The sequence below is a fragment of the Vibrio sp. SBT000027 genome (assembly GCF_963894355.1).
Lineage (GTDB): Bacteria > Pseudomonadota > Gammaproteobacteria > Enterobacterales > Vibrionaceae > Vibrio > Vibrio splendidus.
On record NZ_CAWQGD010000004.1, the window covers coordinates 158,629 to 174,672 of the forward strand.

The window sequence follows — 16,044 nt, forward strand, 5'->3', positions numbered from 1 at the left end:
ACTTCCAAAAAGTTATAAAACATACTTTTCTATTCTTTCTTGTTATTAAAAGGAGTGGTTAATCTATCGTCACGCAATGATTAGGGATGTCGTGACCATGTCTTTAAATAAGAAAGAGTCTTCACAAAATAATAATGCACAGTCTGGGGCTAATGAGTTACCTGGGCTAGCAGCACCACTTAATGACCAACAATTGGGTCATCTTCAACACACTGTTTCTGAGTTATCTTCACAACAACTGGCATGGGTCAGTGGTTACCTTTGGGGAGTGAGCCAAGCTCAGCCTGTCGGTGCAGCTGCGCCAATCGCTCAAGCGGCTGCTGCAGTAGCGGCTAAGCCAGCGGGTAAGCTCAGCATTATCTTCGCATCTCAAACAGGTAATGCTAAAGGCGTCGCTGAATCGCTTGAGGCAGAAGCTAAAGCCTTAGGTATTGCTGTCGAGCTTTTCGATGCAAGTGATTATAAAGGTAAGAACCTAGCCAAAGAGACACACGTCATTTTTGTGGCTTCAACCAATGGTGAGGGCGAAGCCCCTGATAACGCTATTGAGTTGCATGAATTCCTACAATCGAAGAAAGCGCCAAAATTATCAAACCTACAATACGGTGTGATTGGTTTAGGTGACTCAAGCTATGAGTTCTTCTGCCAAACGGCTAAAGATTTCGATAATTTCCTCGCTAAGCTTGGTGCTAAATCGTTTGTCGACCGTCTTGATTGTGATGTTGATTACGAAGAATCAGCAACGGAATGGCGCGCTAAAGCATTAGAGCAAGTAAAAGAGACGCTATCGACAGGTACTGAAGCCGATGTGGTCCAATTACCAGTAGGTCAAGCGGCTGCCGGTCATTCGCAATACACTAAACAAAATCCATATACCGCGACACTATTGACGAGCCAAAAGATCACTGGTCGTGATTCGGGCAAAGATGTTCGTCACATCGAGATTGATCTTGATGAGTCGGGTATTACTTACCAACCGGGTGATGCGCTAGGCGTATGGTTTGAAAACAGTTCAGAGCTCGCTAATCAGATCCTTTCTAAGGTTGGGTTGTCTGGTATCGAAAGTGTTGATGTCGATGGTGACAACTTATCTATCCACAGCGCACTCGTCAGTAAATTCGAGATTACATCTTCAAATCCTCAACTTGTGACTAAGTTTGCTGAGCTTTCGGGCAGCAAGAAGTTAATCAAGCTGGTGGAAGATAAAGACAAGCTTCGTGAATACGCGGGTAATACTCAAGTTGTCGATGTTTTAGCTGAGAAGAAAACTAAGCTATCGGCTGATGAATTGATTGGTCTACTGCGTAAGCTGACACCGCGTCTCTATTCTATTGCATCAAGCCAAGCAGAAGTAGATGAAGAGGTTCACTTAACAGTTGGTCTCGTTGAATATCAAAAAGGCGAAGAGTCTCGTTTAGGCGGAGCTTCTAGCTTCTTAGCTCAACGTCTTGAAGAAGGTGGTGAAGTGAAGGTGTTTGTTGAGAACAACAATAACTTCAAATTACCACAAGACGACAATACACCAATCATCATGGTCGGCCCGGGTACCGGTATCGCACCGTTCCGCAGTTTTGTTCAAGAGCGTGAAAACAATGATGCTGAAGGCAAAAGCTGGCTGTTCTTTGGTGACCGAACTTTCACTCAAGATTTCTTATATCAAGTTGAATGGCAGAAGTACCTTAAGTCTGGTGCGCTAACCAAGCTTGATGTTGCCTTTAGTCGTGACCAAAAAGAAAAGGTTTATGTTCAAGATCGCTTAATCGAACAAGCGGCTCAGGTTTGGCAATGGCTTCAAGAGGGCGCGTACCTTTATGTATGTGGCGATGCGACTCGAATGGCGAAAGATGTTCATGAAGCGTTAGTTACAATTGCGGAAAAACATGGCAATCAGAGCCGCGAGCAAGCTGAACAATATATTAATGACTTACGTAAAGCGAAACGTTACCAAAGGGATGTGTACTAATGAGCAAGCAAGTAATCGAGCAAGAAGTGCTAGGTCAAGTACTGGGACCTTTGGCTGACAATGAACGTCTTAAGCGTGAAAGTAAAAATCTTCGCGGTACGATTGAACAAGATCTCCAAGACAGAATTACGGGTGGCTTTACTGCTGATAACTTTCAGTTGATCCGCTTCCACGGTATGTATCAACAAGACGACCGTGATATTCGTAACGAACGTACCAAGCAAAAGTTAGAACCTTTACATAATGTCATGCTGCGTGCTCGTATGCCTGGCGGGATCATCACTCCGAAGCAGTGGCTCGCGATTGATAAATTCGCAGATGAAAGCACCTCTTATGGTTCTATCCGTCTCACAACTCGTCAAACTTTCCAGTTTCACGGTGTGTTGAAGCCGAACATTAAGTTAATGCACCAAACACTAAACAGTATTGGTATTGATTCCATTGCGACGGCGGGTGACGTAAACCGAAATGTTTTGTGTACCACAAACCCGGTTGAGTCTGAGCTCCATCAAGAAGCCTACGAGTGGGCGAAAAAGATCAGTGAACATCTATTACCTAAGACTCGTGCTTATGCAGAAATCTGGTTAGATGGTGAAAAGCTAGCAACAACGGACGAAGAACCTATCTTAGGTAGCAACTACTTACCACGTAAGTTCAAGACGACGGTTGTAATTCCTCCGCAAAATGACGTAGATGTTCATGCTAACGATCTTAACTTCATCGCGATTGCTAAAGACGGAAAGCTGGTGGGCTTTAACGTATTAGTGGGCGGTGGTCTTGCAATGACGCACGGCGATACTTCTACTTATGCACGTAAAGCTGACGATTTCGGTTTTGTGCCATTAGATAAAACGTTAGATGTAGCAGCGGCGGTGGTAACAACTCAGCGTGATTGGGGTAACCGTTCGAACCGTAAGAACGCAAAAACCAAATACACATTAGACCGTGTTGGTATTGATGTATTCAAAGCAGAAGTAGAAAAACGTGCAGGCGTTGAGTTTTCTGAAAGCCGTCCTTATGAGTTTACTGGCCGTGGCGACCGTATCGGTTGGGCGGAAGGCATTGATGGTAAGCACCACTTAGCGTTATTCATCGAAAATGGTCGTTTACTTGATTTCCCTGGGAAAGCGCTGAAAACAGGTGTTGCTGAAATAGCGAAGGTCCACAAAGGTGACTTCCGAATGACAGCGAACCAAAACCTCATTGTTGCCGGTGTACCTAAGAGCCAAAAGGCAAAAATTGAAAAACTGGCACGTCAATACGGTCTGATGGATGATGCCGTTTCCGAGCAGCGTAAAAACTCAATGGCTTGTGTGGCATTCCCAACATGTCCTTTAGCAATGGCAGAAGCTGAGCGTTTTCTTCCTGAGTTTGTAACGGATGTTGAAGACATTCTGAAGAAACACGGATTACCAGAAGAAGATAACATCATCCTTCGCATCACGGGTTGTCCAAACGGCTGTGGTCGTGCAATGTTGGCTGAGTTGGGTTTAGTCGGTAAGGCGCCGGGGCGTTACAACATGCACTTAGGTGGCAACAAAGCCGGAACTCGTATCCCGAAGATGTATAAAGAGAACATCACTTCTGCTCAGATCTTAGAAGAGATTGATTCGCTGGTGGGACGTTGGGCTACGGAACGTAACGACAATGAAGGGTTCGGTGATTTTACAATCCGAGCTGGCATCATCGAAGAGGTGATCATTTCAAAGAGGGATCTGCATGCATAATTCTGTCGCTTCAAAACTGAAGTTAGCAGAGCTACTCGCATTGACTAAGACGGAGCAAATACTTCGTCTTGGACAAATCAATGCTGAGTTAGAGCAGCTAACCGCATTAGAAAGAGTTAAGTGGGCACTAGAACATTTAGAAGGGACACATGTTGTGTCTTCTAGTTTCGGAATCCAAGCGGCGTTGATGCTGCACTTAGTGACTCAAGCAAAACCCGATATTCCGGTTATTCTTACGGACACTGGGTATCTATTCCCGGAAACGTATCGCTTTATCGATGAGTTAAGTCAGAAGTTGACTCTAAACCTTCAAGTCTTTCGTTCTCAGCAGAGCCCTAATTGGCAAGAAGCGCAATATGGCAAACTTTGGGATCAAGGTATAGAAGGGATAGAGAAGTACAACAAGCTTAATAAAGTTGAACCGATGAGAAGAGCGCTGGATGAGCTCGAGGCGGGCACTTGGTTTTCTGGGTTGAGAAGAGAGCAATCTCAATCGCGTGCAAACTTGCCTATCTTATCTATCCAAAATGGTGTGTTTAAGTTCTTGCCAGTAATTGATTGGACAAATAAAGATGTTCATTATTACTTAGAAGATCATGGTCTCAGTTACCACCCACTTCGCGAGCAGGGGTACCTTTCTGTTGGGGATACTCATACGACTAAGAAATGGGAACCGGGTATGACTGAAGAAGAAACCCGTTTTAATGGTCTAAAACGAGAATGTGGTCTCCATGAAGACGATGGAGAGCAATATGGCTCTGGGATTTAGACTCATTGCCATTTAAAAAGCTGCCATAAGGCAGCTTTTTTGTTTTCTAGGATGAAAATTAGAGCAATTGTGGATAAGTCTGTGGTTATTCTGTAGGTACTTTGTAGTTAAACTTGCATAAATAAGGCTTTGAGTGTTTATTCGTCATCTAACCGTTATTTTTACATTTTTCTTTAATAAACACTTGCCAATGTGAGGAACATCTCTATAATGCCGCCTCACTGACACGGTAGACGCCACAAGGCTTCAGCGAAGAATGTTAGTAAGGCAACTAGCTTTAAGCGATTATTCGCTTCTACTTTTTAAAAGTAGAAATTAATTTTCAAAAGTGTTTGACACTGAGAATTAAAACGCTAGAATGGCCGCCTCTTCCGAAGTGATGTAAGTCACAACGAAGAGAAGCTCTTTAACAATTTAAACCTATCAATCTGTGTGGGCACTCGTTGATGAATATCAAAACGTTTTATCTTCCCTTTTAATTAAGAGAAGTAAAACAGATTCCTCGGAATCAACTTTGGTTTCAATGAACTGAGTGACCAATACGAATAACTACTTTCTCTTGTAGAAAGAAAGTATTTGGCACAGTCAATTCATTATCTTTCTGTTGGAAAGATAATAGCTTTAGAATTACTTTTTGTAGTTTTGAAGTCAGTATTCATTGAGCCGACAAAATCTTAAATTGAAGAGTTTGATCATGGCTCAGATTGAACGCTGGCGGCAGGCCTAACACATGCAAGTCGAGCGGAAACGACAACATTGAATCTTCGGAGGATTTGTTGGGCGTCGAGCGGCGGACGGGTGAGTAATGCCTAGGAAATTGCCTTGATGTGGGGGATAACCATTGGAAACGATGGCTAATACCGCATAATGCCTACGGGCCAAAGAGGGGGATCTTCGGACCTCTCGCGTCAAGATATGCCTAGGTGGGATTAGCTAGTTGGTGAGGTAATGGCTCACCAAGGCGACGATCCCTAGCTGGTCTGAGAGGATGATCAGCCACACTGGAACTGAGACACGGTCCAGACTCCTACGGGAGGCAGCAGTGGGGAATATTGCACAATGGGCGAAAGCCTGATGCAGCCATGCCGCGTGTATGAAGAAGGCCTTCGGGTTGTAAAGTACTTTCAGTTGTGAGGAAGGGGGTAACGTTAATAGCGTTATCTCTTGACGTTAGCAACAGAAGAAGCACCGGCTAACTCCGTGCCAGCAGCCGCGGTAATACGGAGGGTGCGAGCGTTAATCGGAATTACTGGGCGTAAAGCGCATGCAGGTGGTTCATTAAGTCAGATGTGAAAGCCCGGGGCTCAACCTCGGAACTGCATTTGAAACTGGTGAACTAGAGTGCTGTAGAGGGGGGTAGAATTTCAGGTGTAGCGGTGAAATGCGTAGAGATCTGAAGGAATACCAGTGGCGAAGGCGGCCCCCTGGACAGACACTGACACTCAGATGCGAAAGCGTGGGGAGCAAACAGGATTAGATACCCTGGTAGTCCACGCCGTAAACGATGTCTACTTGGAGGTTGTGGCCTTGAGCCGTGGCTTTCGGAGCTAACGCGTTAAGTAGACCGCCTGGGGAGTACGGTCGCAAGATTAAAACTCAAATGAATTGACGGGGGCCCGCACAAGCGGTGGAGCATGTGGTTTAATTCGATGCAACGCGAAGAACCTTACCTACTCTTGACATCCAGAGAAGCCAGTGGAGACACAGGTGTGCCTTCGGGAGCTCTGAGACAGGTGCTGCATGGCTGTCGTCAGCTCGTGTTGTGAAATGTTGGGTTAAGTCCCGCAACGAGCGCAACCCTTATCCTTGTTTGCCAGCGAGTAATGTCGGGAACTCCAGGGAGACTGCCGGTGATAAACCGGAGGAAGGTGGGGACGACGTCAAGTCATCATGGCCCTTACGAGTAGGGCTACACACGTGCTACAATGGCGCATACAGAGGGCAGCAAGCTAGCGATAGTGAGCGAATCCCAAAAAGTGCGTCGTAGTCCGGATTGGAGTCTGCAACTCGACTCCATGAAGTCGGAATCGCTAGTAATCGTGAATCAGAATGTCACGGTGAATACGTTCCCGGGCCTTGTACACACCGCCCGTCACACCATGGGAGTGGGCTGCAAAAGAAGTGGGTAGTTTAACCTTTCGGGGAGGACGCTCACCACTTTGTGGTTCATGACTGGGGTGAAGTCGTAACAAGGTAGCCCTAGGGGAACCTGGGGCTGGATCACCTCCTTATACGAAGATAGTCACGATGAGTGTCCACACAGATTGATGGTTTAGATTTAGTTAAAGCCAGAGCTTTAATTAATAACGTAAGTTATTGATTAAAGCTTTTTGCTTTATGCTCTTTAACAATTTGGAAAGCTGACTGATTGATTACTTACGAGTAATTCAATCAAATTTAAAAGTTCTCAATGTTTATCTTTCATTAGGTAAACACAACAAACACATTCAAGTGTCTTGTATTCGAATCAAACTTTAGTTTGATTCACAATTGAGTCCGGCAAACAGTTATCAGGAATTAACCCTTCTTGATGACAACCAAAAACCTTGGTTAGTTGCCATACGCTAAGACCCTTTCGGGTTGTATGGTTAAGTGACTAAGCGTACACGGTGGATGCCTTGGCAGTCAGAGGCGATGAAAGGCGTAATAACTTGCGATAAGCCCAGATTAGGTAGTAATAACCTTTTGAGTCTGGGATTCCTGAATGGGGAAACCCACTTGCATAAGCAAGTATCCTGTTGTGAATACATAGCAACAGGAGGCAAACCGGGGGAACTGAAACATCTAAGTACCCCGAGGAAGAGAAATCAACCGAGATTCCGAAAGTAGCGGCGAGCGAAATTGGATTAGCCCTTAAGCTTTTAATGATGCAGGTGAAGAGTCTGGAAAGTCTCGCAATAAAGGGTGATAGCCCCGTAACCGACACATCATAATCAGTGAAAACGAGTAGGGCGGGACACGTGATATCCTGTCTGAATATGGGGGGACCATCCTCCAAGGCTAAATACTACTGACTGACCGATAGTGAACCAGTACCGTGAGGGAAAGGCGAAAAGAACCCCTGTGAGGGGAGTGAAATAGAACCTGAAACCGTGTACGTACAAGCAGTAGGAGCACCTTCGTGGTGTGACTGCGTACCTTTTGTATAATGGGTCAGCGACTTAATTTTAGTAGCAAGGTTAACCGTTTAGGGGAGCCGTAGGGAAACCGAGTCTTAACTGGGCGTACAGTTGCTAGGATTAGACCCGAAACCAGGTGATCTAGCCATGGGCAGGTTGAAGGTTGAGTAACATCAACTGGAGGACCGAACCGACTAATGTTGAAAAATTAGCGGATGACTTGTGGCTAGGGGTGAAAGGCCAATCAAACCTGGAGATAGCTGGTTCTCCCCGAAAGCTATTTAGGTAGCGCCTCGGACGAATACTACTGGGGGTAGAGCACTGTTAAGGCTAGGGGGTCATCCCGACTTACCAACCCTTTGCAAACTCCGAATACCAGTAAGTACTATCCGGGAGACACACGGCGGGTGCTAACGTCCGTCGTGGAGAGGGAAACAACCCAGACCGCCAGCTAAGGTCCCAAAGTATAGCTAAGTGGGAAACGATGTGGGAAGGCTCAGACAGCCAGGATGTTGGCTTAGAAGCAGCCATCATTTAAAGAAAGCGTAATAGCTCACTGGTCGAGTCGGCCTGCGCGGAAGATGTAACGGGGCTAAGCTATACACCGAAGCTGCGGCTACGTACCTTAGGGTATGTGGGGTAGGGGAGCGTTCTGTAAGCCGTTGAAGGTGGTCTGTAAGGGCTGCTGGAGGTATCAGAAGTGCGAATGCTGACATGAGTAACGATAAAGGGAGTGAAAAACTCCCTCGCCGGAAGACCAAGGGTTCCTGTCCAACGTTAATCGGGGCAGGGTAAGTCGACTCCTAAGGCGAGGCCGAAAGGCGTAGTCGATGGGAAACGGGTTAATATTCCCGTACTTCTTACAATTGCGATGGGGGGACGGAGAAGGCTAGGTGGGCCTGGCGACGGTTGTCCAGGTTCAAGTATGTAGGCGGAAAGTTTAGGTAAATCCGGACTTTCTTAACGCTGAGATACGATGTCGAGCTACTACGGTAGTGAAGTCATTGATGCCATGCTTCCAGGAAAAGCCTCTAAGCTTCAGATTGTAAGGAATCGTACCCCAAACCGACACAGGTGGTCGGGTAGAGAATACCAAGGCGCTTGAGAGAACTCGGGTGAAGGAACTAGGCAAAATGGTACCGTAACTTCGGGAGAAGGTACGCTCTTATCAGTGAAGTCCCTTGCGGATGGAGCAGACGAGAGTCGCAGATACCAGGTGGCTGCAACTGTTTATTAAAAACACAGCACTGTGCAAAATCGTAAGATGACGTATACGGTGTGACGCCTGCCCGGTGCCGGAAGGTTAATTGATGGGGTTAGTCTTCGGACGAAGCTCTTGATCGAAGCCCCGGTAAACGGCGGCCGTAACTATAACGGTCCTAAGGTAGCGAAATTCCTTGTCGGGTAAGTTCCGACCTGCACGAATGGCGTAATGATGGCCACGCTGTCTCCACCCGAGACTCAGTGAAATTGAAATCGCTGTGAAGATGCAGTGTACCCGCGGCTAGACGGAAAGACCCCGTGAACCTTTACTACAGCTTGGCACTGAACATTGAACCTACATGTGTAGGATAGGTGGGAGACTATGAAATTGCGTCGCTAGATGTGATGGAGTCGTCCTTGAAATACCACCCTTGTAGTTTTGATGTTCTAACGTTGGTCCCTGAATCGGGATTACGGACAGTGCCTGGTGGGTAGTTTGACTGGGGCGGTCTCCTCCCAAAGAGTAACGGAGGAGCACGAAGGTGGGCTAAACACGGTTGGACATCGTGTGGTTAGTGCAATGGCATAAGCCGCTTGACTGCGAGAATGACAATTCGAGCAGGTGCGAAAGCAGGTCATAGTGATCCGGTGGTTCTGAATGGAAGGGCCATCGCTCAACGGATAAAAGGTACTCCGGGGATAACAGGCTGATACCGCCCAAGAGTTCATATCGACGGCGGTGTTTGGCACCTCGATGTCGGCTCATCACATCCTGGGGCTGAAGTCGGTCCCAAGGGTATGGCTGTTCGCCATTTAAAGTGGTACGCGAGCTGGGTTTAGAACGTCGTGAGACAGTTCGGTCCCTATCTGCCGTGGGCGTTGGAAAATTGAAAGGGGCTGCTCCTAGTACGAGAGGACCGGAGTGGACGAACCTCTGGTGTTCGGGTTGTCATGCCAATGGCATTGCCCGGTAGCTAAGTTCGGAATCGATAACCGCTGAAAGCATCTAAGCGGGAAGCGAGCCTTGAGATGAGTTTTCCCTGGCACTATAAGTGTCCTAAAGGGTTGTCGTAGACTACGACGTTGATAGGCAGGGTGTGTAAGTGCTGCGAGGCATTGAGCTAACCTGTACTAATTGCCCGTGAGGCTTAACCATACAACACCCAAGGGGTTTTGTGGACTCAGATGTACCAGACCTTGAATGCGTTTGAAGAGAAATACTTTTAAAGTTCTATTAAATAGAGAAGCAGCTTTCCGAATTTTAAAATTTGCTTGGCGACCATAGCATTGTGGACCCACCTGATTCCATGCCGAACTCAGAAGTGAAACACAATAGCGCCGATGGTAGTGTGGGGCTTCCCCATGTGAGAGTAGGACATCGCCAGGCTTTAATTTCGACTTTGTCTATTTAATAGACAAGTCACCATAGAGTTCTAAGTTTTCTTAGAGTTTTATGTTGACTTTCAAAGTGGAAAGCGTATTATACGCGTCCTGCTTAAGTGCTAAGGCACTGAAAGCGTTCTCTTTTTAGAGAGCACGCTCTTTAACAATTTAAACCTATCAATCTGTGTGGGCACTCGTTGATGAATATCAAAACGTTATTACTTAGGTAGTAACAGTTACTTCGGTAACAAACTTGATTTCAATGAACTGAGTGACCAATACAAAGTTAAGTTTACTTAATTTTGGCACAGTCAATTCATTACCATTCTGTTGGAATGGTAATAGCTTTAGAATTACATGTTTACTTCGGTAAATATTAGTTTTGAAGTCAGTATTCGTTGAGTCACAAAATCTTAAATTGAAGAGTTTGATCATGGCTCAGATTGAACGCTGGCGGCAGGCCTAACACATGCAAGTCGAGCGGAAACGACAATATTGAATCTTCGGAGGATTTGTTGGGCGTCGAGCGGCGGACGGGTGAGTAATACCTAGGAAATTGCCTTGATGTGGGGGATAACCATTGGAAACGATGGCTAATACCGCATAATGCCTACGGGCCAAAGAGGGGGATCTTCGGACCTCTCGCGTCAAGATATGCCTAGGTGGGATTAGCTAGTTGGTGAGGTAATGGCTCACCAAGGCGACGATCCCTAGCTGGTCTGAGAGGATGATCAGCCACACTGGAACTGAGACACGGTCCAGACTCCTACGGGAGGCAGCAGTGGGGAATATTGCACAATGGGCGAAAGCCTGATGCAGCCATGCCGCGTGTATGAAGAAGGCCTTCGGGTTGTAAAGTACTTTCAGTTGTGAGGAAGGGGGTAGTGTTAATAGCGCTATCTCTTGACGTTAGCAACAGAAGAAGCACCGGCTAACTCCGTGCCAGCAGCCGCGGTAATACGGAGGGTGCGAGCGTTAATCGGAATTACTGGGCGTAAAGCGCATGCAGGTGGTTCATTAAGTCAGATGTGAAAGCCCGGGGCTCAACCTCGGAACTGCATTTGAAACTGGTGAACTAGAGTGCTGTAGAGGGGGGTAGAATTTCAGGTGTAGCGGTGAAATGCGTAGAGATCTGAAGGAATACCAGTGGCGAAGGCGGCCCCCTGGACAGACACTGACACTCAGATGCGAAAGCGTGGGGAGCAAACAGGATTAGATACCCTGGTAGTCCACGCCGTAAACGATGTCTACTTGGAGGTTGTGGCCTTGAGCCGTGGCTTTCGGAGCTAACGCGTTAAGTAGACCGCCTGGGGAGTACGGTCGCAAGATTAAAACTCAAATGAATTGACGGGGGGCCCGCACAAGCGGTGGAGCATGTGGTTTAATTCGATGCAACGCGAAGAACCTTACCTACTCTTGACATCCAGAGAAGCCAGCGGAGACGCAGGTGTGCCTTCGGGAGCTCTGAGACAGGTGCTGCATGGCTGTCGTCAGCTCGTGTTGTGAAATGTTGGGTTAAGTCCCGCAACGAGCGCAACCCTTATCCTTGTTTGCCAGCGAGTAATGTCGGGAACTCCAGGGAGACTGCCGGTGATAAACCGGAGGAAGGTGGGGACGACGTCAAGTCATCATGGCCCTTACGAGTAGGGCTACACACGTGCTACAATGGCGCATACAGAGGGCAGCAAGCTAGCGATAGTGAGCGAATCCCAAAAAAGTGCGTCGTAGTCCGGATTGGAGTCTGCAACTCGACTCCATGAAGTCGGAATCGCTAGTAATCGTGAATCAGAATGTCACGGTGAATACGTTCCCGGGCCTTGTACACACCGCCCGTCACACCATGGGAGTGGGCTGCAAAAGAAGTGGGTAGTTTAACCTTTCGGGGAGGACGCTCACCACTTTGTGGTTCATGACTGGGGTGAAGTCGTAACAAGGTAGCCCTAGGGGAACCTGGGGCTGGATCACCTCCTTATACGAAGATAGTCACGATGAGTGTCCACACAGATTGATTAGGTTTAGAAAGTAAAAGAGATACTAGTTGTACCACGTTCGTCTAGAGGCCTGTTGACACCGCCCTTAATACACGGCGGTAACAGGGTTCGATCCCCTAGGTACCATCTTTAAGTATTCTTTTATCAGAGTATTTAAAAATGGTTCATTATGAATCAGCTCTTTAACAATTTGGAAAGCTGACTGATTGATTACTTACGAGTAATTCAATCAAATTTAAAAGTTCTCAATGTTTATCTTTCATTAGATAAACACAACAAACACATTCAAGTGTCTTGTATTCGAATCAAACTTTAGTTTGATTCACAATTGAGTCCGGCAAACAGTTATCAAGAATTAACCCTTCTTGATGACAACCAAAAACCTTGGTTAGTTGCCATACGCTAAGACCCTTTCGGGTTGTATGGTTAAGTGACTAAGCGTACACGGTGGATGCCTTGGCAGTCAGAGGCGATGAAAGGCGTAATAACTTGCGATAAGCCCAGATTAGGTAGTAATAACCTTTTGAGTCTGGGATTCCTGAATGGGGAAACCCACTTGCATAAGCAAGTATCCTGTTGTGAATACATAGCAACAGGAGGCAAACCGGGGGAACTGAAACATCTAAGTACCCCGAGGAAGAGAAATCAACCGAGATTCCGAAAGTAGCGGCGAGCGAAATTGGATTAGCCCTTAAGCTTTTAATGAGACAGATGAAGGCTCTGGAAAGTGCCGCAATAAAGGGTGATAGCCCCGTAATCGACATCTCATAATCAGTGAAAACGAGTAGGGCGGGACACGTGATATCCTGTCTGAATATGGGGGGACCATCCTCCAAGGCTAAATACTACTGACTGACCGATAGTGAACCAGTACCGTGAGGGAAAGGCGAAAAGAACCCCTGTGAGGGGAGTGAAATAGAACCTGAAACCGTGTACGTACAAGCAGTAGGAGCACCTTCGTGGTGTGACTGCGTACCTTTTGTATAATGGGTCAGCGACTTAATTTTAGTAGCAAGGTTAACCGTTTAGGGGAGCCGTAGGGAAACCGAGTCTTAACTGGGCGTACAGTTGCTAGGATTAGACCCGAAACCAGGTGATCTAGCCATGGGCAGGTTGAAGGTTGAGTAACATCAACTGGAGGACCGAACCGACTAATGTTGAAAAATTAGCGGATGACTTGTGGCTAGGGGTGAAAGGCCAATCAAACCTGGAGATAGCTGGTTCTCCCCGAAAGCTATTTAGGTAGCGCCTCGGACGAATACTACTGGGGGTAGAGCACTGTTAAGGCTAGGGGGTCATCCCGACTTACCAACCCTTTGCAAACTCCGAATACCAGTAAGTACTATCCGGGAGACACACGGCGGGTGCTAACGTCCGTCGTGGAGAGGGAAACAACCCAGACCGCCAGCTAAGGTCCCAAAGTATAGCTAAGTGGGAAACGATGTGGGAAGGCTCAGACAGCCAGGATGTTGGCTTAGAAGCAGCCATCATTTAAAGAAAGCGTAATAGCTCACTGGTCGAGTCGGCCTGCGCGGAAGATGTAACGGGGCTAAGCTATACACCGAAGCTGCGGCTACGTACCTTAGGGTATGTGGGGTAGGGGAGCGTTCTGTAAGCCGTTGAAGGTGGTCTGTAAGGGCTGCTGGAGGTATCAGAAGTGCGAATGCTGACATGAGTAACGATAAAGGGAGTGAAAAACTCCCTCGCCGGAAGACCAAGGGTTCCTGTCCAACGTTAATCGGGGCAGGGTAAGTCGACTCCTAAGGCGAGGCCGAAAGGCGTAGTCGATGGGAAACGGGTTAATATTCCCGTACTTCTTACAATTGCGATGGGGGGACGGAGAAGGCTAGGTGGGCCTGGCGACGGTTGTCCAGGTTCAAGTATGTAGGCGGAAAGTTTAGGTAAATCCGGACTTTCTTAACGCTGAGATACGATGTCGAGCTACTACGGTAGTGAAGTCATTGATGCCATGCTTCCAGGAAAAGCCTCTAAGCTTCAGATTGTAAGGAATCGTACCCCAAACCGACACAGGTGGTCGGGTAGAGAATACCAAGGCGCTTGAGAGAACTCGGGTGAAGGAACTAGGCAAAATGGTACCGTAACTTCGGGAGAAGGTACGCTCTTATCAGTGAAGTCCCTTGCGGATGGAGCAGACGAGAGTCGCAGATACCAGGTGGCTGCAACTGTTTATTAAAAACACAGCACTGTGCAAAATCGTAAGATGACGTATACGGTGTGACGCCTGCCCGGTGCCGGAAGGTTAATTGATGGGGTTAGTCTTCGGTACGAAGCTCTTGATCGAAGCCCCGGTAAACGGCGGCCGTAACTATAACGGTCCTAAGGTAGCGAAATTCCTTGTCGGGTAAGTTCCGACCTGCACGAATGGCGTAATGATGGCCACGCTGTCTCCACCCGAGACTCAGTGAAATTGAAATCGCTGTGAAGATGCAGTGTACCCGCGGCTAGACGGAAAGACCCCGTGAACCTTTACTACAGCTTGGCACTGAACATTGAACCTACATGTGTAGGATAGGTGGGAGACTATGAAATTGCGTCGCTAGATGTGATGGAGTCGTCCTTGAAATACCACCCTTGTAGTTTTGATGTTCTAACGTCGGTCCCTGAATCGGGATTACGGACAGTGCCTGGTGGGTAGTTTGACTGGGGCGGTCTCCTCCCAAAGAGTAACGGAGGAGCACGAAGGTGGGCTAAACACGGTTGGACATCGTGTGGTTAGTGCAATGGCATAAGCCCGCTTGACTGCGAGAATGACAATTCGAGCAGGTGCGAAAGCAGGTCATAGTGATCCGGTGGTTCTGAATGGAAGGGCCATCGCTCAACGGATAAAAGGTACTCCGGGGATAACAGGCTGATACCGCCCAAGAGTTCATATCGACGGCGGTGTTTGGCACCTCGATGTCGGCTCATCACATCCTGGGGCTGAAGTCGGTCCCAAGGGTATGGCTGTTCGCCATTTAAAGTGGTACGCGAGCTGGGTTTAGAACGTCGTGAGACAGTTCGGTCCCTATCTGCCGTGGGCGTTGGAAAATTGAAAGGGGCTGCTCCTAGTACGAGAGGACCGGAGTGGACGAACCTCTGGTGTTCGGGTTGTCATGCCAATGGCATTGCCCGGTAGCTAAGTTCGGAATCGATAACCGCTGAAAGCATCTAAGCGGGAAGCGAGCCTTGAGATGAGTTTTCCCTGGCACTATAAGTGTCCTAAAGGGTTGTCGTAGACTACGACGTTGATAGGCAGGGTGTGTAAGTGCTGCGAGGCATTGAGCTAACCTGTACTAATTGCCCGTGAGGCTTAACCATACAACACCCAAGGGGTTTTGTGGACTCAGATGTACCAGACCTTGAATGCGTTTGAAGAGAAATACTTTTAAATCAGTTTTCCTAATTTTAAAATTTGCTTGGCGACCATAGCATTGTGGACCCACCTGATTCCATGCCGAACTCAGAAGTGAAACACAATAGCGCCGATGGTAGTGTGGGGTTTCCCCATGTGAGAGTAGGACATCGCCAGGCTTTAATTTCGACTTTGTCTATTTAATAGACAAGTCACCATAGAGTTCTAAGTTTCTTAGAGTTTTATGTTGACTTTCAAAGTAGAAAGCGTATTATACGCGTCCTGCTTAAGTGCTAAGGCACTGAAAGCGTTCTCTTTTTAGAGAACACGCTCTTTAACAATTTAAACCTATCAATCTGTGTGGGCACTCGTTGATGAATATCAAAACGTTTTATCCTTTGGATAAAACAGTTACTTCGGTAACAAATTTGATTTCAATGAACTGAGTGACCAATACAAAATTAAGTTTACTTAATTTTGGCACAGTCAATTCATTACCATTCTGTTGGAATGGTAATAGCTTTAGAATTACATGTT

At 47.2% G+C, this 16,044-nt stretch carries 3 protein-coding genes and 6 rRNA genes; all 9 read left to right on the plus strand.

The genetic code is table 11. The features are described 5' to 3' along the window. Positions 1–97 precede the first annotated feature (97 nt). Complete coding sequence (locus AACU28_RS10650; protein ID WP_029406238.1) at positions 98–1,963, plus strand: assimilatory sulfite reductase (NADPH) flavoprotein subunit; 1,866 nt, start codon at positions 98–100, stop codon at positions 1,961–1,963. Beyond that, the gene (gene cysI, locus AACU28_RS10655) at positions 1,963–3,690 is read left to right on the plus strand and encodes an assimilatory sulfite reductase (NADPH) hemoprotein subunit (RefSeq protein WP_017093961.1); all 1,728 of its coding nucleotides are present in this window, start codon (positions 1,963–1,965) and stop codon (positions 3,688–3,690) included. Before AACU28_RS10650 ends, cysI begins: the two co-directional genes overlap by 1 nt. Beyond that, positions 3,683–4,459, plus strand: coding sequence for a phosphoadenylyl-sulfate reductase (locus AACU28_RS10660; protein ID WP_017093960.1), 777 nt, complete (start codon positions 3,683–3,685; stop codon positions 4,457–4,459). The genes cysI and AACU28_RS10660 overlap by 8 nt, the downstream gene beginning before the upstream one ends. A 676-nt stretch (positions 4,460–5,135) precedes the next feature. Continuing rightward, a 16S ribosomal RNA gene (locus tag AACU28_RS10665) occupies positions 5,136–6,690 on the plus strand. Between the two features lie 355 nt (positions 6,691–7,045). Next, positions 7,046–9,937: ribosomal RNA gene (locus tag AACU28_RS10670) — 23S ribosomal RNA — on the plus strand. A 115-nt stretch (positions 9,938–10,052) separates the two neighbouring features. Then, positions 10,053–10,168 (plus strand): 5S ribosomal RNA (gene rrf, locus AACU28_RS10675). A gap of 411 nt (positions 10,169–10,579) precedes the next feature. Continuing rightward, positions 10,580–12,136: ribosomal RNA gene (locus tag AACU28_RS10680) — 16S ribosomal RNA — on the plus strand. Positions 12,137–12,579: 443 nt separating this feature from the next. Further along, positions 12,580–15,473: ribosomal RNA gene (locus AACU28_RS10685) — 23S ribosomal RNA — on the plus strand. Positions 15,474–15,570: 97 nt separating this feature from the next. Beyond that, a 5S ribosomal RNA gene (gene rrf / locus AACU28_RS10690) occupies positions 15,571–15,686 on the plus strand. Together the 16S, 23S and 5S rRNA genes form the textbook arrangement of a ribosomal RNA operon. The last annotated feature ends 358 nt before the right edge of the window (positions 15,687–16,044 follow it).